Annotated in this window: 22 protein-coding genes; 11 read left to right on the top strand and 11 right to left on the bottom strand. The window is 73.0% G+C overall.

From position 1 onward, the window contains the following. Positions 1 to 122: 122 nt before the first annotated feature. Positions 123 to 1598 carry a substrate-binding domain-containing protein gene (locus tag D7M15_RS07475; RefSeq protein WP_121516775.1) on the bottom strand — a complete coding sequence of 492 codons (1476 nt, stop codon included), beginning with the start codon at positions 1596 to 1598 and terminating at the stop codon, positions 123 to 125. Positions 1599 to 1798: 200 nt separating this feature from the next. Between D7M15_RS07475 and D7M15_RS07470 the strand changes: the two genes are divergently transcribed. Both D7M15_RS07470 and holA read left to right on the top strand, forming a co-directional pair. Then, positions 1799 to 2038, top strand: a complete 240-nt coding sequence (locus D7M15_RS07470; protein ID WP_121516774.1) for a hypothetical protein — start codon at positions 1799 to 1801, stop codon at positions 2036 to 2038. A gap of 108 nt (positions 2039 to 2146) precedes the next feature. Then, complete coding sequence (holA, locus tag D7M15_RS07465; RefSeq protein ID WP_121516773.1) at positions 2147 to 3139, top strand: DNA polymerase III subunit delta; 993 nt, start codon at positions 2147 to 2149, stop codon at positions 3137 to 3139. A 416-nt stretch (positions 3140 to 3555) separates the two neighbouring features. Here the strand turns inward: holA and rpsT are convergent, their stop codons facing one another. Beyond that, on the bottom strand, positions 3556 to 3822 hold the full coding sequence (rpsT, locus tag D7M15_RS07460) for a 30S ribosomal protein S20 (RefSeq protein WP_121516772.1): 267 nt from the start codon (positions 3820 to 3822) through the stop codon (positions 3556 to 3558). 368 nt (positions 3823 to 4190) lie between these two features. Between rpsT and lepA the strand changes: the two genes are divergently transcribed. Together lepA and D7M15_RS07450 are read left to right on the top strand one after the other, a co-directional pair. Beyond that, entirely contained in the window at positions 4191 to 6092 is a 1902-nt protein-coding gene (lepA, locus tag D7M15_RS07455; RefSeq protein WP_121516771.1) for a translation elongation factor 4, read from the top strand. Positions 6093 to 6401: 309 nt separating this feature from the next. Continuing rightward, a complete protein-coding gene (locus tag D7M15_RS07450) occupies positions 6402 to 8294 on the top strand; it encodes a long-chain fatty acid--CoA ligase (RefSeq protein ID WP_121516770.1) in 1893 nt (630 codons plus the stop codon). A gap of 67 nt (positions 8295 to 8361) precedes the next feature. On the opposite strand, the gene hemW is transcribed toward D7M15_RS07450, so the two are convergent. Continuing rightward, the gene (gene hemW, locus D7M15_RS07445; RefSeq protein ID WP_121516769.1) at positions 8362 to 9594 is read right to left on the bottom strand and encodes a radical SAM family heme chaperone HemW; all 1233 of its coding nucleotides are present in this window, start codon (positions 9592 to 9594) and stop codon (positions 8362 to 8364) included. Between the two features lie 160 nt (positions 9595 to 9754). Between hemW and D7M15_RS07440 the strand changes: the two genes are divergently transcribed. Next, the gene (locus tag D7M15_RS07440; protein WP_121516768.1) at positions 9755 to 10306 is read left to right on the top strand and encodes a Uma2 family endonuclease; all 552 of its coding nucleotides are present in this window, start codon (positions 9755 to 9757) and stop codon (positions 10304 to 10306) included. A gap of 60 nt (positions 10307 to 10366) precedes the next feature. Here D7M15_RS07440 and D7M15_RS07435 read toward each other — a convergent pair whose 3' ends face one another. Further along, complete coding sequence (locus tag D7M15_RS07435; RefSeq protein ID WP_121516767.1) at positions 10367 to 11209, bottom strand: DUF3097 domain-containing protein; 843 nt, start codon at positions 11207 to 11209, stop codon at positions 10367 to 10369. A gap of 154 nt (positions 11210 to 11363) precedes the next feature. After that, entirely contained in the window at positions 11364 to 12119 is a 756-nt protein-coding gene (locus D7M15_RS07430; protein WP_121516766.1) for an MBL fold metallo-hydrolase, read from the bottom strand. Positions 12120 to 12356: 237 nt separating this feature from the next. Between D7M15_RS07430 and hrcA the strand changes: the two genes are divergently transcribed. The 6 genes from hrcA (at position 12357) to D7M15_RS07400 (ending at position 17957) form a co-directional block, all read left to right on the top strand. Then, positions 12357 to 13373 (top strand): heat-inducible transcriptional repressor HrcA, encoded by a 1017-nt coding sequence (hrcA, locus tag D7M15_RS07425; RefSeq protein ID WP_121516765.1) that lies wholly within the window; start codon positions 12357 to 12359, stop codon positions 13371 to 13373. Next, the gene (gene dnaJ, locus D7M15_RS07420; RefSeq protein WP_121516764.1) at positions 13374 to 14504 is read left to right on the top strand and encodes a molecular chaperone DnaJ; all 1131 of its coding nucleotides are present in this window, start codon (positions 13374 to 13376) and stop codon (positions 14502 to 14504) included. A gap of 212 nt (positions 14505 to 14716) precedes the next feature. After that, on the top strand, positions 14717 to 15805 hold the full coding sequence (locus tag D7M15_RS07415) for a nitronate monooxygenase (RefSeq protein WP_121516763.1): 1089 nt from the start codon (positions 14717 to 14719) through the stop codon (positions 15803 to 15805). Then, positions 15802 to 16539 carry a 16S rRNA (uracil(1498)-N(3))-methyltransferase gene (locus D7M15_RS07410; protein ID WP_121516762.1) on the top strand — a complete coding sequence of 246 codons (738 nt, stop codon included), beginning with the start codon at positions 15802 to 15804 and terminating at the stop codon, positions 16537 to 16539. Before D7M15_RS07415 ends, D7M15_RS07410 begins: the two co-directional genes overlap by 4 nt. A gap of 118 nt (positions 16540 to 16657) precedes the next feature. Then, positions 16658 to 17035 (top strand): histidine triad nucleotide-binding protein, encoded by a 378-nt coding sequence (locus D7M15_RS07405; protein WP_121516761.1) that lies wholly within the window; start codon positions 16658 to 16660, stop codon positions 17033 to 17035. A 16-nt stretch (positions 17036 to 17051) separates the two neighbouring features. Then, complete coding sequence (locus D7M15_RS07400) at positions 17052 to 17957, top strand: ribonuclease Z (protein WP_121516760.1); 906 nt, start codon at positions 17052 to 17054, stop codon at positions 17955 to 17957. An 86-nt stretch (positions 17958 to 18043) separates the two neighbouring features. Here the strand turns inward: D7M15_RS07400 and era are convergent, their stop codons facing one another. From era to D7M15_RS07370, 6 genes are all read right to left on the bottom strand, one after another. Further along, positions 18044 to 19000, bottom strand: coding sequence for a GTPase Era (gene era / locus D7M15_RS07395; RefSeq protein WP_121516759.1), 957 nt, complete (start codon positions 18998 to 19000; stop codon positions 18044 to 18046). A gap of 80 nt (positions 19001 to 19080) precedes the next feature. Then, on the bottom strand, positions 19081 to 19449 hold the full coding sequence (locus D7M15_RS07390; RefSeq protein ID WP_121516758.1) for a cytidine deaminase: 369 nt from the start codon (positions 19447 to 19449) through the stop codon (positions 19081 to 19083). 97 nt (positions 19450 to 19546) lie between these two features. After that, the gene (locus tag D7M15_RS07385) at positions 19547 to 19942 is read right to left on the bottom strand and encodes an MmcQ/YjbR family DNA-binding protein (RefSeq protein ID WP_121516757.1); all 396 of its coding nucleotides are present in this window, start codon (positions 19940 to 19942) and stop codon (positions 19547 to 19549) included. 71 nt (positions 19943 to 20013) lie between these two features. After that, entirely contained in the window at positions 20014 to 21516 is a 1503-nt protein-coding gene (locus tag D7M15_RS07380) for a hemolysin family protein (RefSeq protein ID WP_240649174.1), read from the bottom strand. After that, entirely contained in the window at positions 21513 to 22013 is a 501-nt protein-coding gene (gene ybeY / locus D7M15_RS07375; RefSeq protein ID WP_121516756.1) for an rRNA maturation RNase YbeY, read from the bottom strand. The genes D7M15_RS07380 and ybeY overlap by 4 nt, the downstream gene beginning before the upstream one ends. Before the next feature lie 17 nt (positions 22014 to 22030). Then, positions 22031 to 23104 carry a PhoH family protein gene (locus tag D7M15_RS07370; RefSeq protein ID WP_240649173.1) on the bottom strand — a complete coding sequence of 358 codons (1074 nt, stop codon included), beginning with the start codon at positions 23102 to 23104 and terminating at the stop codon, positions 22031 to 22033. Between the last annotated feature and the right edge of the window lie 108 nt (positions 23105 to 23212).

Below are 23212 nucleotides of genomic sequence, written 5' to 3'. Positions count from 1 at the left end.
CGACGCACGCCGCCGACCAGGCAGCCCCGGCCCCGACGCACCCGGCAGACCGTACGCACCCGGCAGACCGTACGCACCCGGCAGGCCGTACGAGCCCGCCGGAGCGGGCCGGGCCGCCGGGTTCAGCAGAGCTGGGCGCTGCGCAGCCCCGCGCACGACAGGTGCCCGTGCGACCGCAGGACGCGCTGGGCGGCACCGTCCGAGAGGTAACCGAGGAACTCGGCGGGGAGCGAGTCGGCGGGCGGACTCCCGTACGTGTACGCGTACTCGGTCGCCCGGAACGGGTACGTGCCCGCCCGGACCGTCTCGGAGTCCGCAGCGTGGCCCTCCAGCCGCAGCAGCTTCACCCCCGGCGCCTCGCTCGCCGCCTTCTGCTCGCCGTAGCCGACCGCGCCCGCGATCTCCCCGACCTCCGCGAGCACCGTCGGGGTGTCGCGGCGTTCGCAGCGCGACTGCCGCGCGGCGGGGTCGTCCCGGCGCACGCAGTCCTGCGACGATACCCCCGGCTCGAAGCCCTTCAGCACGCTCTCCTGGAAGATCCCCCGGGTCCCGGAGGCACTGCTGCGGCTGACCAGCCGTACCGGCAGGTCGTGCCCGCCCAGCTCACGCCAGTTGCGGACCTCCCCGCGGTAGAGCCGACGCAGGTCCGCGAGCGAGATGTCGTCCAGGCCCACGCCGTCGTTGACCACCATCGCGAAGACGGCGACGCCGACGGGGTCCTCCCGCAGCTCCTCGTGACCCGAGGCGCGTCCGTCGGAGATCGCCACCATCGGCGGGGCGCCGTCCTTCGCCTTCCGGCCCTCCGCGTCGAGGAGTTGGAGCCCTTCCCGGCTGCCGTCCGCGGCCACCTCGATCTCCGCGCCGGAGCAGTCGGACTCGTACTCCTCGGCTATCCGCTCCATCGCGGGCCGGAGCGCGGTGGAGCCCACGATGGTCAGCCGCCCTTCGGCGCAGCCCATGCGCGGCGGCTCCTGCCCCTGGCTCCGCCACAGCAGCGACTGCTGCACACCCACCAGCAGGACGAGGAACACGACGACGCCGAGCAGCAGGTTGCTGGGGCGGGGCTGCTGCCGGTTCCGTTTGACGGTGCCCTCGTTGATGGTGCCGCGCACTTTGACCTCGCGGCCGATGCCGGGCCCGTTGAGCATCACGAGCAGTTTGAAGTGGTGGCCCTTGTTCAGCGGCACCTTGGGGAGGTGGATCTTGTTGCCCTCGTGCCGGAGCCCGCGTTCCGCGGTCAGACTCTCCACCAGCTCCTCGGGGTTGGGCTCCGTCACGGCGACTCCCCGCACCGTACGGTCGGTGAAGGTGACGGTGAGCCCGTCCGACTCGTAGCTGTTCTGGCCGATGGCCCGCAGCCCGTCGTTCTCGATGCGGAGCAGCACCAGGGAGCCCTCGGACATGTCGGGGAACTCGTCGAACAGCCCCAGCCGTACGTCCGCCTCGCCGTTCTCCTGGTCCCCGCCGATCTTGGTGTCCATCTGCACGCGGTAGCCGATGCGTTTCAGCCCCGGTATCAGCCGCTCGTACGCGAGCACGGCAAGGGTCACCAGCACACCCGCGGTGCCCAGTACGTTCTCGGCGTTCAGCCACTCCACGCGTGCACCGTACGGACGTTCCGTGCGCCCCGGGACACTCGCGGACGAGGTGTCAGAAGAGGTTCACCCGCGGTACATCCGTGGGGTGCGCCCAGTCCGGTCGTGCGTCAACAGGCTGCGGAGCGGCGCGACTTGGTGGCCGAATCGCCTCGACGGGACCCCGTTCGCGCGCGGTCGCGCGCGGATCGCAGAATGGGCGCGTGGACGACGTACGACACATCCTGGTTCTCCCCGACCGCGAGGCGGCGGAGGAGGTGGCCGAGCAGCTGCTCGAACGCTTCGGCGTTCGGGAGGAACCCGAACTGGTGCGGGAGGCGCTGTCCGGAGAGGACGACGCGGAGGACGCGCAGTGGCTGGTGGTGGTCGAGGACGGGGACGGCGAGTACGCCCCGGGGCCGCTGGCGGAGCTGGCGGCGGAGTACGACGGCTGGCGCGAGTGACGCGTACGCGTCCGGCGGGCCCGGTCGTGGTGGCGGCCCCCGTGACGGCCACCGTGGCGTGGCCGTCACCGCCGCCGCTGTCGGTGGCGCGTGGGATGCTGGACCGCGATGGCCGGAACCCGTAGGACACCCACGACAGACGACCCCCTCGCGCCCGTCACGGTCGCCGTCGGGCAGGAGGACCTGCTCCTCGACCGCGCGGTGCAGGAGGTGGTCGCCGCGGCGCGCGCCGCCGACGCGGACACGGACGTGCGCGACCTCACCGCGCCGGACCTCCAGCCGGGCACGCTCGACGAGTTGACGAGCCCGTCGCTGTTCGCCGAGCGCAAGGTGATCGTCGTGCGCGGGGCGCAGGACCTGTCGGCGGACAGCGTGAAGGACGTCAAGGCGTACCTCGCCGCCCCCGCGGAGGAGATCACCCTCGTGCTGCTGCACGCGGGCGGTGCCAAGGGCAAGGGGCTGCTCGACGCCGCCCGCAAGTCCGGCGCGCGCGAGGTCGCCTGTCCGAAGATGACCAAGCCCGCGGACCGGCTGGCGTTCGTGCGGGCAGAGTTCCGTACGGCGGGACGCTCGGCGACACCCGACGCCTGCCAGGCGCTGTGCGACGCGCTCGGCAGCGACCTGCGCGAACTGGCCTCGGCCTGCCGCCAGTTGGTCGCCGACGTGGAGGGCGCGATCGACGACGCCGTCGTCGCGCGGTACTACACCGGCCGCGCCGAGGCGTCCAGCTTCACCATCGCTGACCGCGCGGTCGAGGGGCGGGCCGCCGAGGCGCTGGAGGCGCTGCGCTGGTCCCTCGCCACAGGCGTCGCCCCCGTCCTGATCACCAGCGCCCTCGCGCAGGGCGTCCGTGCCATCGGCAAGCTGGCGTCGGCCCCCCGGAACATGCGCCCCGGCGACCTCGCGCGCGAGCTGGGGATGCCGCCGTGGAAGGTGGACCGCGTACGGCAGCAGATGCGCGGCTGGTCGGCCGACGGTGTGTCCGAGGCGCTCCGGGCGGTCGCGCGCGCCGACGCGGGGGTGAAGGGCGGCGGGGACGACCCCGAATTCGCCCTGGAGCAGGCCGTGATCACCATCGCCCGCGCGGCCCGCTCCCGCTGACCACGCCGTCCCCGGCCCGGCCCACCACCCTCTTCACCGCTGGCACCGACCGGCCGTGGAGGCGGGCGCTCCCGCGCGGAACGCGCGAAGGCCCCCGGCCCGTCCTTGGCGCAGACGGGCCCGGGGGCCTTGCGGTGCTGTGGGTTCACGCGCCCGGGACCCGGAGGCCACGGACCGTGGGACCGCCCGACGTCGTGTTCGGCGGCACGTACGCGCATCCCGTACGGGTACGGGAGGACGTGCGCGCCGGGGGTGCGCCGCACCCGCGTGGCGAACGCAGGCCGCGTGCGGCGCGGTGTCGAGCGGCTGTCGGCGCGGGGCGGAGTGAGAGGGCTCGCTGTCCGTGCCGACGGGTGGCCGAAGCCGACGAGTGGCCGAGTGTCCGGCCTCAGCCCCGGAGGGCTGCCAGCGGGGTGTCAGCCCTTGAGGGAAGCGACCTGCTGGGCGAGCGCCGACTTCTTGTTGGCCGCGTTGTTCTTGTGCAGCACGCCCTTGCTGACCGCCTTGTCGAGCTTGCGGGCGGCGTCACGGGAAGCGGTGTTCGCCTTCTCGGCGTCACCGGCGGCGACGGCTTCCCGGGTGCGCCGGATCGCCGTCTTCAGCTCGGACTTGACCGCCTTGTTGCGCTGACGCGCCTTCTCGTTGGTCTTGATCCGCTTGATCTGGGACTTGATGTTCGCCACGAAAGAGCCTTCACAGGGTTCGATGATGTCGTTCGGATGCCCGTGCGCGTCCGCCCCTGCCGTACCCGGCGGACTGGCGACGGGCTACGGGCGGCGGACACAAGGCACAGTGGGCAAGCATATCAGCACGGAACACGGCCCTCGCCCCGGCCGGTGGCCCGGTCCCGTACGGCCCCGGCGCACGTCCCGGATCCCGCGCCCGGCAGCCCGTACGTCCTCCGTCCACCCCCGCCCCGGCGCCGTCCGGGGCCGTCGTCCACAGGCTCTCCGGGCCGCCGCGCGCGCATGGGACGATGGAGGGGACGTATTGCGATCCGAGAGCTCCACCCACCGAGAGCCTCCACCGACACACCCCGACAGGACACTGCGTGCCCGCGACCCCTTCGAACGCGCCGGAGCCGAGCCGTACCGACCCGGCGCTGATCCGTAACTTCTGCATCATCGCGCACATCGACCACGGCAAGTCGACGCTCGCCGACCGGATGCTCCAGCTGACCGGCGTCGTCGACCAGCGTCAGATGCGCGCCCAGTACCTCGACCGCATGGACATCGAGCGGGAGCGGGGCATCACGATCAAGTCCCAGGCGGTGCGCATGCCGTGGACGCGGAGTGCGCAGGGGGGCGAGAGCGGCGCGGGCGGCGCCGCGGGGGCGGATCGGCCGCACGTGCTGAACATGATCGACACCCCCGGCCACGTCGACTTCACGTACGAGGTGTCCCGTTCGCTGGCGGCCTGCGAGGGCTGCATCCTCCTGGTGGACGCCGCACAGGGCATCGAGGCGCAGACCCTCGCGAACCTCTACCTCGCGATGGAGAACGACCTCACGATCATCCCCGTCCTCAACAAGATCGACCTGCCCGCCGCGCAGCCCGAGAAGTTCGCCGCCGAGCTGGCGCACCTCATCGGCTGCGAGCCGGAGGACGTGCTGAAGGTCTCGGCGAAGACCGGCGAGGGCGTGCCGGAGCTGCTGGACATCGTGGTCGACAAGGTCCCCGCACCGGTGGGTGTGGCCGACGCCCCCGCCCGCGCGATGATCTTCGACTCGGTCTACGACTCGTACCGCGGCGTCGTCACGTACGTGAAGGTCGTCGACGGCAAGCTCAGCAAGCGCGAGCGCATCAAGATGATGTCCACCGGCGCCACGCACGAGCTGCTGGAGATCGGCGCCAACTCCCCGGAGATGACGCCCTCCGAGGGCCTCGGCGTGGGCGAGGTCGGCTACCTGATCACGGGTGTGAAGGACGTCCGCCAGTCCAAGGTCGGCGACACGATCACCCAGCTCAGCAAGGGCGCCACCGAGCCGCTCGGCGGCTACAAGGAGCCCAAGCCGATGGTGTTCTCGGGGCTCTACCCGCTGGACGGCTCGGACTACCCGGAGCTGCGCGACGCCCTCGACAAGCTCCAGCTGAACGACGCCGCGCTCGTCTACGAGCCGGAGACGTCCGCCGCGCTCGGCTTCGGCTTCCGCGTCGGCTTCCTCGGCCTGCTGCACCTGGAGGTGATCCGGGAGCGGCTGGAGCGCGAGTTCGGGCTCGACCTGATCGCCACCGCGCCGAACGTGGTCTACCGCGTGGTGATGGAGGACGGCAGCGAGCACGTCGTCACCAACCCGAGCGAGTTCCCCACCGGCAAGGTCGACAAGGTGCACGAGCCGATGGTGCGTTCCACGCTCATCGCGCCGAGCGAGTTCATCGGCGCGATCATGGAGCTGTGCCAGGCGCGTCGCGGCAGCCTCCAGGGCATGGACTACCTCTCCGAGGAGCGCGTCGAGCTGCGGTACCAACTGCCGCTCGCCGAGATCGTCTTCGACTTCTTCGACTCCCTCAAGTCGAAGACGCGCGGCTACGCCTCCCTCGACTACGAGCCCAACGGCGAGCAGGCCGCCGACCTCGTCAAGGTCGACATCCTGCTCCAGGGCGACCGGGTGGACGCGTTCTCCGCGATCGTGCACAAGGACAAGGCGTACGCGTACGGCGTGCGCATGGCGTCCAAGCTGCGCGAGCTGATCCCGCGGCAGCAGTTCGAGGTGCCCATCCAGGCGGCCGTGGGCTCCCGGGTCATCGCGCGGGAGACGGTGCGCGCGATCCGCAAGGACGTGCTCGCCAAGTGCTACGGCGGTGACATCTCCCGGAAGCGGAAGCTGCTGGAGAAGCAGAAGGAGGGCAAGAAGCGGATGAAGGTCGTGGGCCGGGTCGAGGTCCCGCAGGAGGCCTTCATCGCCGCGCTGTCCAGCGACGGGGACTCGGGCGAGGCGAAGGCGAAGAAGTAGCGCGGGGCCGTGCCCGTACGAGGTGGCGCGGGGCCGCGCCCGTACGAGTCGTGGGTCGGGCGCCCGTACGGCCGCCCGCGCCCGGCGCCCGGACGGGGATGTGGTGGTCGTGTGGTGACCGGACGACCGCTCCGGGCGTCCGGTCACGCTCGCGTATCGACCGTGGACCAGCCCCCTTACGTAAGGGGGCCCCGGCGCTTAGTCTGATCCCTGCTCTGTAGTTACTCGTGAGTCACAAGCGTGGAGTCCCACGCGCGAAGCCAGACGAACCAGAAGCCAGACGAACCAGACGTGGGCCCGGAGGATGTCGTGAGCGACACACAGTCCCTGATCGAGAACCGGCCGCCCTCGGTGGCGACGCTGTTCCTGGAGCGGGTGGCGGCCTCGCCCGCCGGGGAGGCCTACCGGTACCCCGTGCCCGGGGCGACGGCGGACGCTCCCGACGAGTGGCGCTCGTACACCTGGAGCGAGGCCGGGGAGCGTGTCTTCGCCGTCGCCGCCGGGCTGATGGCGCTGGGCGTACGGCCCGAGGAGCGCGTCGCGGTCGCCTCCAGCACGCGGGTCGACTGGATCCTGTGCGACTTCGGGGTGCTGTGCTCCGGCGCCGCCACGACCACGATCTACCCGAGCACGAACACCGACGAGACCGCGTACATCCTCGCGGACTCCGACAGCCGCGTGCTGATCGCGGAGGACGCCGTCCAGCTCGCCAAGGCCCGCGAGAAGCGCGGCGAACTGCCGAACCTCGCCCACGTCGTCGTGATCGAGACGGCGGACGCCGTCGCCGCGGACGGCGACCCGGACGGCTGGGTGCTCTCCCTCGACGAGCTGATCCGGCGGGGCGAGGCGCACCTGGCGGAGCACCCGGAGAGCATCAAGGAGTCCGTGGCGGCGCTCCGTTCCGACCAGTTGGCGACGCTCATCTACACCTCGGGCACCACCGGCCGCCCCAAGGGTGTACGGCTGCCGCACGACTGCTGGTCGTACATGGCGAAGGCCATCGCCCAGACCGGGCTGGTGGGCGAGGACGACGTGCAGTACCTGTGGCTGCCGCTGGCGCACGTCTTCGGCAAGGTGCTCACCTCCGGGCAGATCGAGGTGGGGCACGTCACGGCGGTCGACGGGCGCATCGACAAGATCATCGAGAACCTGCCGACCGTCCGCCCCACGTACATGGCGGGCGTGCCGCGCATCTTCGAGAAGGTCTACAACGGCGTCGCCGCGAAGGCGAAGGCGGGCGGCGCGGCGAAGTACAAGATCTTCCAGTGGGCGGCGGGCGTCGCCCGCGAGTACGGCAAGGTCACACAGGACAACTTCCGCCGTACGGGCCTCGCGAGCGCGCCCGCCGGGCTGAAGGCGAAGCACGCCGTCGCGGACCGGCTGGTCTACGCGAAGCTGCGCGAGGCGTTCGGCGGGAACATGCGGGCGTGCGTCTCCGGCTCCGCCGCGCTCGCCCCGGACATCGGCTACTTCTTCTCCGGCGCGGGCATCCACATCCTGGAGGGTTACGGGCTCACCGAGTCCAGCGCCGCCAGCTTCGTCAACCCGGGGGAGGCGTACCGCACCGGCACCGTCGGCAAGCCCCTCCCCGGCACGGAGGTGCGGATCGCGGAGGACGGCGAGATCCTGCTGCGCGGGCCGGGCATCATGCAGGGCTACCACGGCCTCCCGGAGAAGACCGCCGAGGTCCTGGAGGACGACGGCTGGTTCCACACCGGCGACATCGGTGAGCTGTCCGACGACGGCTACCTCAAGATCACCGACCGCAAGAAGGACCTCATCAAGACCTCCGGCGGCAAGTACATCGCCCCGGCCGAGGTCGAGGGGCAGTTCAAGGCGGTCTGCCCGTACGTCTCCAACATCCTGGTCCACGGCGCCGACCGGAACTTCTGCACGGCGCTGATCGCCCTCGACGAGCCCTCCGTACGGGAGTGGGCGCGGGAGCACGAGACGCTGAAGGACAAGCCGTACGAGCAGGTCGTCGCCTCGGACGAGGTGCGCGAGCTGGTCGACGGCTACGTGGAGCAGCTCAACCAGGGCCTCCAGCGCTGGCAGACGATCAAGAAGTTCCGCATCCTGCCGCGCGACCTGGACGTGGAGCACGGCGACCTGACCCCGAGCCTGAAGGTCAAGCGGCCGGTCGTGGAGCGGGAGTTCAAGCACCTGATCGACGAGATGTACGAAGGGTCGCGGGCCGCCTGACGGCCCGGCCGGGCCGGGCCGCGCGACCGCATTCCGGTCCGGCGGCCCGGCGGCCCCGCCCCTCCCCTCAGTCGACCAGGTCGCGCACGACCGCGTCCGCCAGCAGCCGCCCGCGCCGAGTGAGCGCCGCCCGGCCGCCGTCGTACGCCTCCGGGCGCAACAGCCCGTCGTCCAGCGCGCGCCGCGCGGCCCGCGCCCCCGCCGGGGCGAGCAGGTCGAGCGGGCAGCCGTCGACGAGGCGCAGTTCGAGCAGTACGCGCTCCACGCGCCGGTCCTCGGCCGACAGCAGCTCGCGGCCCGCGCCCGGGGAACGGCCGTCGGCGAGGGCCTGCGCGTACGCGGCGGGGTGCTTCACGTTCCACCAGCGCACCCCGCCCACGTGGCTGTGCGCGCCGGGACCGGCGCCCCACCAGTCGGCGCCGGTCCAGTACAGCTCGTTGTGGCGGCAGCGGGCCGCCTCGTCGGTGGCCCAGTTGGACACCTCGTACCACCGGAGTCCGGCCGCGCCCAGCGCCTCGTCCGCGATCACGTAGCGGTCGGCGTGCACGTCGTCGTCGGTCATGGGCACCTCACCGCGCCGGATGCGGCGGGCCAGCCGGGTGCCCTCCTCGACGATCAGCGCGTACGCGGACACGTGGTCGGGGCCCGCGCCGAGCGCCGCGTCCAGGGTGGCCCGCCAGTCGTCGTCGGACTCGCCGGGGGTGCCGTAGATCAGGTCGAGGTTGACGTGCGCGAAGCCCGCCGCCCGCGCCTCCGCGACGCACGCCTCGGGACGGCCCGGCGTGTGCGTGCGGTCCAGCACCCGCAGGACGTGCTGCCGGGCGCTCTGCATCCCGAACGAGACGCGGTTGAAACCGGCGGCCCGCAGCTCCTCCAGGTAACGGGGGTCCACGGACTCCGGGTTGGCCTCCGTCGTCACCTCCGCGTCCGGCGCGAGCCCGAACTCGTCCCGGATCGTGGCGAGCATCCGCCCCAGGTCGGCGGCGGGCAGCAGCGTCGGCGTCCCGCCGCCCACGAACACCGTCTCCACGGGCCGCGGATCGTCGCCGAGCACCTTGCGCGCGAGCCGTACCTCGTCGCTGAGGGTCGCGGCGTAGTTGTCCCGCGACGCCAGGGCGCCGCCGGGTCCGCGCAGCTCGTCGGAGGTGTACGTGTTGAAGTCGCAGTACCCGCAACGGGTGGCGCAGTACGGGACGTGCAGGTAGAAGCCGAGCGGCCGGGCCGCGGCGCCGGAGAGGGCGGACGCGGGGAGCGCGCCGTCGTCGGGCACGGGCTCGCCGTCGGGCAGTGCGGAGGGCATGGGTGCCATTGTCCGCCATCGCCCGCGCCGCCGGGCAGCCGCGCCCCCGCCGACCGCGTCACCCGAAGGCGTTCCTCCGCCTGCGGAGACGTGCGTACGGTGCGCCACCGGAGTTACTCTGTGTGAGTGCCGCTCGGCACCGCAAGCGGGAGGGAGCGCGATGTCCGCCGTCGACGACCGCGTCATACAGCTCTTCGAGCAACTCGAAGTACCGGAGGGGTACAAGGCGGAGCTGCTGCGGGGGGAAATCGTGATGATGGCCGGGCCTGACTGGGTCCACAACAAGATCGTGCAGTCCGTCGCGGACCAGATCCCCCGGGAGCGCTGGGACCGGCTCCAGACACAGGACATCGCCATTCCCGGCGAGGCCAGTGAGCCGCAGCCCGATCTCGTCGTGCACGAACGGGGCGCTTTCGAGGGCCCGGGACGTCTCGTGCCCGCACCCGCCGTCACGCTGCTTCTCGAAGTGGTGTCCCGGACGAGTGTCCACCGCGACCACCGGGTCAAGCGGTCGATCTACGCGGCGGGAGGAGTCCCGGCCTACCTGGTCGTCGACCCCTTGGACGGTCGTTGCGTGCTGCTCACCGAGCCCGTGGGGGTGGGCGACGAGGCCGACTACAGGGTGGAGAGGACGACCAAGTTCGGCGAGGCGGTGCCGTTGGACCTGTTGGGAGTCACGCTGGACACGACGGAGTTCAGGACGCTGACCTGAGCCGGTCCTCGCCCCCGTCGCCCGCCCGGCGCGGCTCCGGCGACCGGGCACGAGCGGGGCTCAGGTGGCGGGCGAGGTCACGAAGTCGATCAACTCCTCCACCCGGCCCAGCAGTTCCGGTTCCAGGTCGCGGTACGAGTGGACCGTGCCGAGGATGCGCTGCCACGCCGCGCCCGTGTTCGGCGGCCAGCCCAGGGCCGCGCAGACACCCGTCTTCCAGTCCTGCCCGCGCGGGACGCGAGGCCAGGCCGCGATGCCCACCGAGGCGGGCTTCACGGCCTCCCACACGTCGATGTACGGGTGCCCGACCACGAGCACGTCGTCGCCCGTCACCTCCGCGGCGATGCGGGACTCCTTCGAGCCGGGCACGAGGTGGTCCACCAGCACGCCGAGCCGCGCGTCCGGCGCCGGGCCGAAGTCCCGCACGATGGCCGGGAGGTCGTCGACCCCCTCCAGGTACTCGACGACGACCCCCTCGATCCGCAGGTCGTCGCCCCACACCCGTTCCACCAGCTCCGCGTCGTGCCGCCCCTCGACGTAGATGCGCCCGGCGCGTGCCACCCGTGCCCGCGCGCCCGGTACGGCGACCGACCCCGAGGCCGTGCGCCCGGCGCCCGCGGGAGGGGTACGCGCGCCGGGGCGGGGGCGTACGAGCGTGACCGGTTCGCCGTCCAGCAGGAAGCCGCTCGGCTCCAGGGGGAAGACGCGGTGCTTGCCGAAGCGGTCCTCCAGGGTGACCGTCGGGCCCTGCGCCGTCTTCTCGCAGCGGACGACGGCGCCGCAGAAGCCGGTCGTGACCTCCTCGACCACGAGGTCGGGGTCCGGGGTGGCCTCGACCTCGCGGACGGGCTTCCGCCGCTTCCAGGGCGGGGTGAAGTCGGGGTCGTACTGGCGGCTGCGCATGTGCCCCATTCTTCACGCCCGCCCCGCCCACCACGCGCACCCCCGACCCCCGCACGCCACGCGCACCCCCGACCCCCGCACGCGTCCACCCTCGCACCCCCCGCGTCCGCCGCTCCCGTACGTCCCCGCCCCGCGCCCGTCCCCGGCGGCCCGTTCAGCCCCGCCCGAACCGCCGGGCCAGCGCGTCCCGTTGCGCCCGTACGAACGCCGCGTCCACCACCGCGCCGTGCCCCGGCACGTACCGGGCGTCCTCGCCGCCCAGCGCCAGCAGCCGGTCCAGCGCGGCGGGCCAGCGCGCCGGGTGCGCGTCGCCGCCCGCCTGGGGCTCGCCGGACTCCTCCACGAGGTCGCCGCAGAACAGGGTGGGAGGTGCGCCGGAGCCGTCCCGGCCGGGTACGAGCACCGCCAGGTCGTGGCCGGTGTGGCCGGGGCCGACGTTGGCGAGGAGCACCCTCCGGCCGTCGCCCAGCGACAGCGTGACGTCGTCGGACACCTGGTGCCGGGGCCGTACGAGCACGTCGACCGCCTCCGTCGCCGCCGCCGGGTCCAGGCCGTGCCGTACGGCGTCGGCGTGCAGCACCTCCGGCGCGTACGGGTCGCCACGGCCTCCGCCGACCGGGCCCGCCGCCGCGTCGACCGGGCCGACCACCGCCCCGTACACCTCCACCCCGGCGAACGCGCCCGCCCCCAGCACATGGTCGAAGTGCGGGTGCGTCAGTGCGACATGCGTCACGGGCAGCCCGAAGCGCGCCCGTACCTCCCGCCGGATCGCGGCCCCTTCGCCCAGCGTCGCCCCGGTGTCCACGACGAGGACGCCGCGCGTGCCCGCGACCGCGCCCACCGTGGCGTCCCACCGGGGCAGTCGGCGTCGTACGACTCCCTGTCCGAGGTCTTCCCAACGGCCTTCCATGCGGGGACGCTATCCGCAACGTACGGCCGGGACGCACGTGTCCGGGCGCGCGGTCCCGCGATACCGTCGGGTAGGCCGCCTTGCCCCGGCCGTGCCGGGCGGCCGTACACTGGCTGCGGGGCGGTTGGCACTCAGGGATCACGAGTGCCAGTGGGGCGACCAGCAGACGAACCGGAAGACCAGCAGAAGGACCGGCGGGGACGCGTGCCGGACCACGCTTGTACGGGAGGTGCGCGCGTGCTCAGCGAACGCAGGCTCGAAGTGTTGCGCGCCATCGTGCAGGACTACGTCGGCACGGAGGAGCCCGTCGGCTCCAAGGCGCTCACCGAGCGGCACAACCTCCAGGTGTCACCGGCCACGGTGCGCAACGACATGGCGGCGCTGGAGGACGACGGTTTCATCGCGCAGCCGCACAAGAGCGCGGGCCGGGTGCCCACCGACAAGGGGTACCGCCTCTTCGTCGACAAGCTCGCGGGCGTCAAGCCGCTGTCGTCGCCCGAGCGCCGCGCGATCCAGAACTTCCTCGACGGCGCCGTCGACCTGGACGACGTCGTCGGCCGTACGGTCCGGCTGCTCGCGCAGCTGACGCGGCAGGTCGCCGTCGTGCAGTACCCGTCGCTGACGCGCTCCACGGTCCGCCACGTCGAGCTGCTGTCCCTCGCGCCCGCCCGGCTGATGCTGGTGCTGATCACCGACACGGGCCGGGTCGAGCAGCGCCTGGTCGACTGCCCGGCGCCGCTGGGCGAGACCACGGTCGCGGACCTGCGGGCGCGGCTCAACAGCTGTGTCACCGGCCAGCGTTTCGCCGAGGTGCCCCGTCTCGTGCAGGACCTGCCGGAGGCGTTCGACGCGGAGGACCGCGGCACCATCTCGCTGGTGCTCGCGACGCTGCTGGAGACGTTGGTCGAGGAGACCGAGGAGCGCCTGATCATCGGCGGCACCGCGAACCTCACCCGCTTCGGGCACGACTTCCCCCTGACGATCCGGCCGGTGCTGGAGGCGCTGGAGGAGCAGGTCGTGCTGCTGAAACTGCTCGGTGAGGCCACCGAGTCGGGCATGACGGTGCGAATCGGGCACGAGAACGCCCACGAAGGTCTGAGTTCCACGTCGGTCGTCTCCGTCGGCTACGGTTCGGGCGAAGAAGCGGTCGCCAAACTCGGCGTGGTGGGACCGACCCGTATGGACTACCCCGGAACGATGGGAGCGGTACGCGCAGTGGCACGTTACGTCGGACAGATCCTCGCGGAGTCGTAAGTGGCGACGGACTACTACGCGGTCCTCGGCGTGCAGCGCGACGCCTCGCAGGACGAAATCAAGAAGGCGTTCCGGCGGCTGGCCCGTGAGCTGCACCCGGACGTCAACCCGGACCCGAAGACGCAGGACCGCTTCAAGGAGATCAACACCGCCTACGAGGTGCTGTCCGATCCCCAGAAGAAGCAGGTCTACGACCTCGGCGGCGACCCGGCCGGCGGTTCCGGCGCCGCGGGCGGCTTCGGCGCCGGGGGCTTCGGGAACTTCTCCGACATCATGGACGCGTTCTTCGGTACGGCGTCACAGCGCGGCCCCCGTTCCCGTACGCGCCGGGGCCAGGACGCGATGATCCGGCTGGACATCGACCTGGACGAGGCGGCGTTCGGCACCACGAAGGACATCCAGGTCGACACCGCGACCGTCTGCGGCAGTTGCAGCGGCGAGGGCGCGGCGCCGGGGACGTCGGCGCAGACCTGTGACATGTGCCGTGGCCGTGGTGAGGTCTCGCAGGTCACGCGGTCGTTCCTGGGGCAGGTCATGACCTCGCGGCCGTGCCCGCAGTGCCAGGGCTTCGGCACGGTCGTGCCCACGCCCTGCCCGGAGTGCGCGGGCGACGGGCGCGTACGCTCCCGGCGCACCCTCACGGTGAAGATCCCCGCGGGTGTGGACAACGGCACCCGCATCCAGCTCGCGGGTGAGGGCGAGGTCGGCCCCGGCGGCGGCCCGGCCGGCGACCTGTACGTGGAGATCCACGAGACGTCCCACGCGACGTTCCAGCGCCGCGGCGACGACCTGCACTGCACGGTCACCATTCCGATGACGGCGGCGGCACTGGGCACGAAGGTGCCGCTGGAGACGTTGGACGGGCTGGAGGAGGTGGACATCCGGCCCGGAACCCAGTCCGGCCAGTCCATCCCGCTGCACGAGCGCGGCGTCACGCATCTGCGGGGCGGCGGCCGTGGCCAGTTGATCGTGCACGTCGAGGTGCTGACGCCGACGAAGATGGACCCGGAGCAGGAGGAGCTGCTGCGGCGGCTGTCCCAACTCCGCGGCGAGGAGCGGCCGCAGGGCCACTTCCAGCCGGGGCAGCAGGGCCTGTTCTCCCGGCTGAAGGACGCGTTCAACGGGCGCTGACGCGCGCCGCGCCCCGCGCGGTCGTACGGCACGCGTACGCGCACGGGCGACCCGTACGCACACCACGGGCGGTGCCCTCCGTCGAGCTCCTCCGGGGGCGGGCCGGGGGCGCCGCCCGTTGCCGTGGCGCGGCGTGCCGCGGCGGCCGGGAGGGGTCGGGAGGGCCGAGGGGCCGTTCCTCGACCGCGCCGCTGCGTGACAGGATGTGGGCCATGTCGTCCGGGCAGACCACGCTCTCCGAGCTCTCCCAGTACCCCATCGTCCAGGCCCCGATGGCGGGTGGTGCCGCCTGTCCCGAGCTGGCGGCCGCCGTCAGCGGCGCGGGCGGCCTCGGGTTCCTCGCCGCCGGTTACAAGACGCCGGAGGCCATGTACGAGGAGATCAGACGGACCCGGCAGCTGACCGACGGGTCGTTCGGCGTGAACCTGTTCATGCCGCAGCCCGCGAACGCCGACGCCGCCTCCCTCGCCGTCTACCGCGAGCAGCTGGCGGGCGAGGCGTCCTGGTACGAGACGCCCCTCGGCGACACCGACCAGGGCACCGACGACGCCTTCGACGCCAAGCTGGCGATACTGCTCGACGACCCCGTGCCCGTCGTCTCGTTCGCCTTCGGCTGCCCGCGGCGCCCCGTCCTGGAGGCGCTCGCCAAGGCCGGGACGTTCACCGTCGTCACGGTGACCTCCGTGAACGAGGCGCGCGCCGCCGAGTGGGCCGGTGCCGACGCGCTGTGCGTGCAGGGCGTCGAGGCGGGCGGCCACCAGAGCACGCACCAGGACGACCCGCAGTTGGACGGTACGGGCAGCGGCGTGGGGCTGTTGGCGCTGGTCACGCAGGTCCGGGAGGCCGTACGGCTGCCGCTGGTCGCGGCGGGCGGGCTGATGCGCGGCGGGCAGATCGCGGCGGTGCTGGCGGCCGGGGCGCAGGCGGCGCAGCTCGGCACGGCGTACCTGGTGTGCCCGGAGTCGGGCGCGAACGTGCTGCACAAGCAGGCGATGACCAACCCCCTGTTCACACGTACGGAGTTGACCCGCGCGTTCTCCGGGCGGCCCGCGCGCGGCCTCGTCAACCGCTTCCTGCACGAGCACGGCCCGTACGCGCCACCCGCGTACCCGTACGTGCACTACCTGACCGCCGGGCTGCGCAAGGCCGCCGCCAAGGCGGGCGACCCGCAGGGCATGGCCCTCTGGGCGGGTCAGGGCCACCGCCTCGCCCGGGACCTGCCCGCGGCGCGGCTGACGGAGGTGCTCGCCGCCGAACTCGCCGCCGTGAGCGAGGGGTTGAGCGCGCGGAGCGTGTCGTGACCGCACCGGTGTTCGTGGCCGGGCCCGAGGCGCTCGCGGTCGGGCCGGTGGTGCTGGAGGGGCCGGAGGGGCGCCACGCGGTGTCCGTACGGCGGCTGCGGCCCGGCGAGCCGATCGTCCTCACCGACGGCGCGGGCACGGGCGCGTACGCCACCGTCACCGCCGTCAGAGGCAAGGACCGGCTGGAGGCCGACGTCGAGCGCGTACGCACCGAGCCGGAGCCACGGCCGCGGCTGACCGTCGTACAGGCGCTGCCGAAGGGCGACCGGGGCGAGTCGGCCGTCGAGACGATGACGGAGACCGGGGTCGACGTGATCGTCCCGTGGGCCGCCGCGCGCTGCGTCACGCAGTGGCGCGGGGAGCGGGCGGCGAAGTCGCTGGCGAAGTGGCGTACGACGGCGCGCGAGGCGGGGAAGCAGTCGCGGCGGCTGCGCTTCCCGCACGTCGAGGACCCGCTGAGTGGTGGGCAGTTGGCGGAACGGCTGCGGGGCGCGGCGTTCGCCGCCGTGCTGCACGGGGAGGGCGGCGCGCCGCTGGCCGCCGCCGAACTCCCGGCGGACGGCGAGATCGTGCTCGTCGTCGGGCCCGAAGGCGGCGTCACGCAGCAGGAGCTGGACGCGTGCGCGGAGGCGGGCGCGGCGCCGTACCGGCTGGGCCCGAGCGTCCTGCGGACGTCCACGGCGGGTACGGCGGCGGCGGCGCTGCTGCTGGGGCGTACGGGCCGCTGGTCGTAGCGCGGCGGGCCACCACCCGGGCACCGCCGGAAGGGGAGCCCGCCGGTGCCCGCCCCGCGCCACCAGCCGGTAGCATCCGCTGGGTACCGAACCACGACCCACAGCGGGAGGCGCCACCGTGGCGGGAGAACCGCAGGCCGACTGCCTGTTCTGCAAGATCGTGGCGGGTGAGGTCCCCGCGACCGTCGTCCGCGACACGGAGACCACGCTCGCCTTCCGGGACATCAACCCGCAGGCGCCCACCCACGTCCTGGTGATCCCCAAGGCGCACCACCCGGACGCCGCGTCGCTGGCCGCCGCCGACCCCGCCGCCGCGGCCGACGTGCTGCGCGAGGCGGGCGAGGTCGCCGCGCAGGAGAAGCTGCCCGTCGCCGGGGGCGGACCCGGCACCGGCTACCGGATCGTCTTCAACACCGGCGCGGGCGCCGGTCAGACCGTCTTCCACGCGCACGCCCACGTGCTGGGCGGTCGCGGCCTCGAATGGCCGCCCGGCTGACCGGCGGCGACTCCCCATGTCCGTACGCGAGTTGGTCGTGCTCGGCACGGCCGGGCAGGTCCCGACCCGGCACCGCAACCACAACGGGTACGTGCTGCTCTGGGACGGCGAGGGCATCCTGTTCGACCCCGGCGAGGGCACCCAGCGGCAGATGCTGCACGCCGGGGTCGCCGCGCACGACCTGAACCGCGTCTGCGTCACGCACTTCCACGGCGACCACTCGTTGGGTCTCGCCGGGGTGATCCAGCGCGTCAACCTCGACCGCGTACCGCACCCCGTCACCGCCCACTTCCCGGCGGGCGGCGAGCACTTCTTCGAGAGGCTTCGGTACTCCACCGCGTACCACGAGACCGTACGGCTGCGGGTGGAGCCGGTGCGCGCGCCCGGCGTACTGGCGCCGGGGCCGCCGTACGAGCTGTCCGCCGCCCGGCTGTCGCACCCCGTCGAGGCGTACGGCTACCGCGTCACCGAGCCCGACGGCCGCCGCATGCTGCCCGAACGGCTCGCCGCCCACGGCATCACCGGCCCCGACGTGGCCCGCCTCCAGCGCGACGGCGCGCTGCGGGGCGTCACCCTGGACGAGGTGAGCGTACGGCGGCGGGGGCAGCGGTTCGCGTTCGTCATGGACACCCGGCTGTGCGACGGCGTGCACGAACTGGCCGACGGATGCGACCTGCTCGTCATCGAGTCGACGTTCCTCGACGAGGACACCGCGCTCGCCGAGGAGTACGGCCACCTCACCGCGGGCCAGGCGGGCCGCGTCGCGGCGGACGCGGGCGTACGGCACCTGGTGCTGACGCACTTCAGCCAGCGGTACGCGGACCCCGCCGCGTTCGGTGAGCAGGCCCGGGCCGCCGGGTTCACCGGGGAGCTGACCGTCGCGCGCGACCTGGACCGGGTGCCGCTGCCACGGCGGCGCTGACCCGGCACCGCGCATCCCGTCACCGCGCACCCCGGCACCGCGCATCCCGGCACCGCGCGCCCCGGCCGGGGGTCTCGTACGAGGGGTCAGAAACCCAGCCTGCGCAGCTGCTTCGGGTCGCGCTGCCAGTCCTTCGCGATCTTCACGTGCAGGTCCAGGTAGACCGGGGTGCCGAGCAGCGCCTCGATCTGCGTACGCGACCTGCTGCCGACGTCCTTCAGCCGCTGGCCCTTCGGGCCGATGACGATGCCCTTCTGGCTGGGGCGCTCCAGGAAGATGTTCGCGAACACGTCCAGCAGCGGCCGGTCCGCCGGGCGCCCCTCGCGCGGCGTCATCTCCTCCACGACGACGGCGATGGAGTGCGGCAGTTCGTCCCGTACGCCCTCCAGCGCCGCCTCCCGGATCAGCTCCGCGACCATGACCTGCTCCGGCTCGTCCGTCAGGTCGCCGTCCGGGTACAGCGGCGGGCCCTCCGGCAGCAGCGGCACCAGCAGGTCCGCGAGTAGCTGGACCTGGCTGCCGTCGACCGCGGAGACGGGCACGATCTCGGCCCACTCGAAGCCGAGTTCGGCCGCCAGCCGGTCCACGGCGAGGAGCTGGCCCGCGAGCGTCTTGGAGTCGACGAGGTCGGTCTTGGTGACGACCGCGACCTTCGGCGTCTTACGGGACTCCGCCAGCTCCTTGGCGATGTAGCGGTCGCCCGGCCCCAGCTTCTGGTCGGCGGGCAGGCAGAAGCCGATGGCGTCGACCTCGACCCAGGTGGTGCGGACGACGTCGTTCAGCCGCTCGCCCAGCAGCGTGCGCGGCTTGTGCAGACCGGGGGTGTCGACGAGCACGAGCTGTGCCTCGGGCCGGTGCACGATGCCGCGCACGGTGTGCCGGGTGGTCTGCGGACGGTTGGAGGTGATGGCGACCTTCGTGCCCACCAGCGCGTTGGTGAGGGTCGACTTGCCCGCGTTGGGGCGGCCGACGAAGCAGGCGAAACCGGAGCGGTGCGGGACTGCCGGCGCGGGGGCGGGGGAGGGTTCGCTCATGCGGACCATTGTCCCCGATCGCGCGCCCGGCCCGGACCAGCGCCGGCGGGGGTGGGCGCCGGGCCGGTCGTCCCGCTGCCGGTCCGTCGTCAGCCCGCCGTGAGCGTCGTGCGCGGGGTGCCGTCCGTGGCGGCGAGCAGCACGGGCGTACCGGCGCCGCCCAGGTCGCGTACCGCGCCCAGGTCCTCGTCCGGCACGCCGTCCGCCGTGGTCACCACCGCGGCCGCCTCCAGCGAGGACGCGCCGGACGCGACGGCCATGGCGACCGCCGTACGCAGCGCGCTGAGACTCAGGGAGGGCAGCTCGACGGTCCCGGCGACGTACGTGCGGCCGTTCTCGTCGCGTACGGCCGCGCCCTCGGCCACGCCGTTGCGGGCGCGGGTGCTGCGGGCGAGCGTCAGCAGCTTGCGGTCTTCCGGGTCCAGCGCGGAGGCGTCGTCACTCATGGCGGTGAGCATATGCGGCGCCGCCGGACCGGCCCCGCGGCGGGTGCGCGCGTACGGTCGCGGGCCGGGTGGTCGGACGGGTCGGACCAGCAGGTGCGGTCGTGGGCGGTCAGGGCCGGTCCAGCGCCAGCCGGGTCGCGCGGGGCAGGCCCGCGACCACCAGGTCGTAGCTGTCCTCCACCAACTCCCGTACCGCGCGCGGCGGGAGCGAGCCGTCCAACGTCACCGTGTTCCAGTGGCGCTTGTTGAGGTGGTAGCCCGGGGTGACGGCCGGGTGCGCCGCGCGCAGCTGCACGGCCAGCTCCGGGTCGCACTTGAGGCTGACCCGCAGCGGCTCGTCCTCCAGCGCGCTGAACGCGAAGATCCTGCCCGCCACCTTGAACGTGGACAGCCCCGGGTTGCGCGGGAACGGGAAGTCCTCCACCGCGCCGTTCAGCTCCAGGCAGAGGGCTCTCAACGCGTCGGGGGTCAGCGCGCCTTCGGGCCCGTCCGGTGTCGTCGCCATACCGGAAAGTATGGCGACGACCACTGACAACGCGACCCGGAGCGGCGACCCCCGCCCCGGCCCCGCGCGGCTCAGCTCCGCGCCGTACGGTCCTCCGCCGCCGGGGAATCCGTGCCGCCGCCGTGGGCGGTCGACGCGTCCGCGCCGTCCGGCTCGTCCGAGGTGTCCGCGGCCCCCTCGCCCGTACGCCCCGCCACGTCCGTGCCCGGGTCGCCCGGGCCCGTGTCGGTGTCCGCGCCTGTGCCCGCGCCGTCCGTCGGCTCCTCGCCGTCCGGCCCGACGTCCGTACGCAGCGGCTCCACCAGCACCGTGACGATGCGGTTCCGACGGCCCGCCGGGGACTCGGCGGTCAGCCGCAGCGCCGTCAGCGTCGGGTCGGAACGGTCCTCCGTGACGTCCACGGTGGTCGTGGCGCCCGAGATCGGCACCCGGCCCAGCGACTTGGCGAGCAGCCCGCCGACCGTCTCCACGTCCTCGTCGTCCAGCCCGACCAGGTCGTACAGCTCCCCGAGGTCGCCCAGGTCGAGCCGGGCCGTCACGCGGTAGCGCCCGTCGCCCAGGTCGTCCACGGGCGGCAGCTCGCGGTCGTACTCGTCGGTGATCTCCCCGACGATCTCCTCCAGGATGTCCTCGATCGTCACCACACCCGCCGTGCCGCCGTACTCGTCGACGACCACCGCCACGTGGATGCGGTCCTGCTGCATCTCCCGCAGCAGGTCGCCCGCGTTCTTCGTGTCCGGTACGAACGCCGCCGGGCGCATCGCCGTCGACACGACCTCGGTCTCCGACCCGCGGTTGATGTGGACGCGGCGCGCCAGGTCCTTGAGGTAGACGATGCCCACCACGTCGTCCTCGCTCTCCCCGACGACGGGGATGCGCGAGAAACCGGAACGGAGCGCCAGTGTCAGCGCCTGCCGCAGCGTCTTGTGCCGCTCGATGGTGATCAGGTCGGTGCGCGGCACCATCACCTCGCGCACGAGGGTGTCACCGAGCTGGAAGACGGAGTGCACCATGCGGCGCTCGTCGTCCTCGATCAGCGACTCCTGCTCCGCCAGGTCGACCATCGCGCGCAGCTCCGCCTCGCTCGCGAACGGGCCCTTGCGGAAGCCCTTCCCCGGCGTCAGCGCGTTGCCCAGCAGGATCAGCAGCTGCGGCACCGGGCCCAGCACGCTGGCGAGCGGCACCAGGACGTACGACGCGGCCGTCGCCGTGTTCAGCGGGTGCTGGAGGCCGATGGTGCGCGGCGAGACACCCACCGCCACGTACGACACCAGCACCATCACGCCCATGGCGACGGCCAGCGCCTCCCACGTGTGCGAGAAGTACCCCACGCAGGCGTACGTCACCAGCACCCCGGCGGCCATCTCGCAGGCCACCCGGAGCAGCAGCGCCAGGTTCAGGTAGCGGGTCGGGTCGGCGGCGACCGCGGCGAGCCGGGCCGCGCCGCGGCGGCCGGAGCGGACGGCCTCGTCCGCGCGGTAGCTCGTCGTACGGGCGAGGCCCGCCTCGGCGCACGCGGCGAGCCACGCCACCCCGACCAGGGCGACGGCGGCCGCGATCAGTTGCGCGTTCACGACGTCGTGGTCGGGGCCGGGGACGGCCCCTCCAGGCCGCGCTCGGCGCGCCAGCCGTCGACGATGGCGGCCTGGAGCCCGAACATCTCGGCCCGCTCGCCGGGCTCCTCGTGGTCGTAGCCCAGGAGGTGGAGCACGCCGTGCACGGTGAGCAGTTGCAGCTCCTCGTCCGTCGTGTGCTTCGTGGGCGCCTCGGCGCCCTGCCGCTCGGCGACCTCCGGGCAGAGCACGATGTCACCGAGGAGGCCCTGGGGCGGCTCCTCCTCGTCCCGGGCGGGCGGCCGCAGCTCGTCCATCGGGAAGGACATCACGTCGGTGGGGCCGGGCAGGTCCATCCACTGGAGGTGCAGCTGCTCCATCGCGTCGGCGTCGACCGCGATGAGGGACAGCTCGGAGAGCGGGTGGATGCGCATACGGGTCAGTGCGTACCGGCAGATGTCGAGGAGCGCCTGCTCGTCGACTGCGCGGCCGGACTCGTTGTTGACGTCGATCGACATGGGTGTGTGCCGGGCCCTCAGTGCTTTCCGTCGGCGCGCGCGGGACCGCTGCCCGCACCGCCGTTGCCGTTGCCGGTCCCGGCGGCGCCGCCGTCCCCGGTGCGTACGTCGTACCGCTCGTACGCGTCCACGATCCGGCCGACGAGCTTGTGGCGGACCACGTCCGTGCTGGTCAGTCGGGAGAAGTGGACGTCGTCCACGCCCTCCAGGATCTCCTGCACCTGGCGCAGGCCGCTCTTGGCGCCGCCCGGCAGGTCGACCTGGGTGACATCACCCGTGATCACGATCTTCGACTCGAAGCCGAGCCGGGTCAGGAACATCTTCATCTGCTCGGGGCTGGTGTTCTGCGCCTCGTCCAGGATGATGAACGCGTCGTTGAGCGTGCGGCCGCGCATGTACGCCAGCGGGGCGACCTCGATCGTCCCGGCGGCCATCAGGCGGGGGATCGAGTCGGGGTCGAGCATGTCGTGCAGCGCGTCGTACAGCGGGCGCAGATACGGGTCGATCTTCTCGTAGAGCGTGCCCGGCAGGAAGCCCAGCCGCTCGCCCGCCTCGACGGCGGGCCGGGTCAGGATGATGCGGTTGACCTGCTTCGCCTGGAGCGCCTGCACCGCCTTGGCCATCGCCAGATACGTCTTGCCGGTGCCCGCGGGGCCGATGCCGAAGACGACGGTGTGCCGGTCGATCGCGTCGACGTACCGCTTCTGGTTGAGCGTCTTGGGGCGGATGGTGCGGCCCCGGCTCGACAGGATGTTCTGCGTGAGGACCTCGGCGGGGGCCGAGTGCCCGTCGCCCTCTCCCGCGTCCGCCTTGCGGAGCATGGAGATGGTGCGCTCCACCGCGTCCTCGGTCATGGGCTGACCGGTGCGGAGCACCAGCATCATCTCGTCGAACAGCCGCTGCACGAGCGCGACTTCGGACGGGGAGCCGGTGGCCGTGACCTCGTTGCCCCGGACGTGGATGTCCGTGCCCGGGAACGCCGTCTCGATCACACGCAGGAGGGAGTCCTCGGAGCCCAGCACGGTCACCATGGGGTGCTTCGACGGCACGGTGAAGCGGGCGGTGTCTTGGTTGGTGGTTGTCTGCGTCATGGGCGGCCTCTGGGGCCTGCTCATCCCTCTCTGCGGAGCTCGATGCCAGCAGTATCAAGCGTACGCCGCGCCACCGACAAGGGCAGAGTGATTAACCTCCGGCCGCCC

Origin of the sequence: Streptomyces sp. Z26, from assembly GCF_003665095.1 — a bacterium.
Lineage (GTDB): Bacteria > Actinomycetota > Actinomycetes > Streptomycetales > Streptomycetaceae > Streptomyces > Streptomyces phytohabitans.
Note: the sequence above shows the minus strand (reverse complement) of the source record. Positions and strands in the feature narration are given on the sequence as shown.

Coding starts and splice junctions, on each gene's coding strand:
- holA (WP_121516773.1), top strand. CDS start 2,147: ATGGCCGGAACCCGTAGGACACCCACGACAGACGACCCCCTCGCGCCC.
- hemW (WP_121516769.1), bottom strand. CDS start 9,594: ATGCCCTCCGCACTGCCCGACGGCGAGCCCGTGCCCGACGACGGCGCG.
- D7M15_RS07440 (WP_121516768.1), top strand. CDS start 9,755: ATGTCCGCCGTCGACGACCGCGTCATACAGCTCTTCGAGCAACTCGAA.
- D7M15_RS07435 (WP_121516767.1), bottom strand. CDS start 11,209: ATGCGCAGCCGCCAGTACGACCCCGACTTCACCCCGCCCTGGAAGCGG.
- D7M15_RS07430 (WP_121516766.1), bottom strand. CDS start 12,119: ATGGAAGGCCGTTGGGAAGACCTCGGACAGGGAGTCGTACGACGCCGA.
- D7M15_RS07415 (WP_121516763.1), top strand. CDS start 14,717: ATGTCGTCCGGGCAGACCACGCTCTCCGAGCTCTCCCAGTACCCCATC.
- D7M15_RS07400 (WP_121516760.1), top strand. CDS start 17,052: ATGTCCGTACGCGAGTTGGTCGTGCTCGGCACGGCCGGGCAGGTCCCG.
- era (WP_121516759.1), bottom strand. CDS start 19,000: ATGGTCCGCATGAGCGAACCCTCCCCCGCCCCCGCGCCGGCAGTCCCG.
- D7M15_RS07390 (WP_121516758.1), bottom strand. CDS start 19,449: ATGCTCACCGCCATGAGTGACGACGCCTCCGCGCTGGACCCGGAAGAC.
- D7M15_RS07385 (WP_121516757.1), bottom strand. CDS start 19,942: ATGGCGACGACACCGGACGGGCCCGAAGGCGCGCTGACCCCCGACGCG.
- ybeY (WP_121516756.1), bottom strand. CDS start 22,013: ATGTCGATCGACGTCAACAACGAGTCCGGCCGCGCAGTCGACGAGCAG.
- D7M15_RS07370 (WP_240649173.1), bottom strand. CDS start 23,104: ATGACGCAGACAACCACCAACCAAGACACCGCCCGCTTCACCGTGCCG.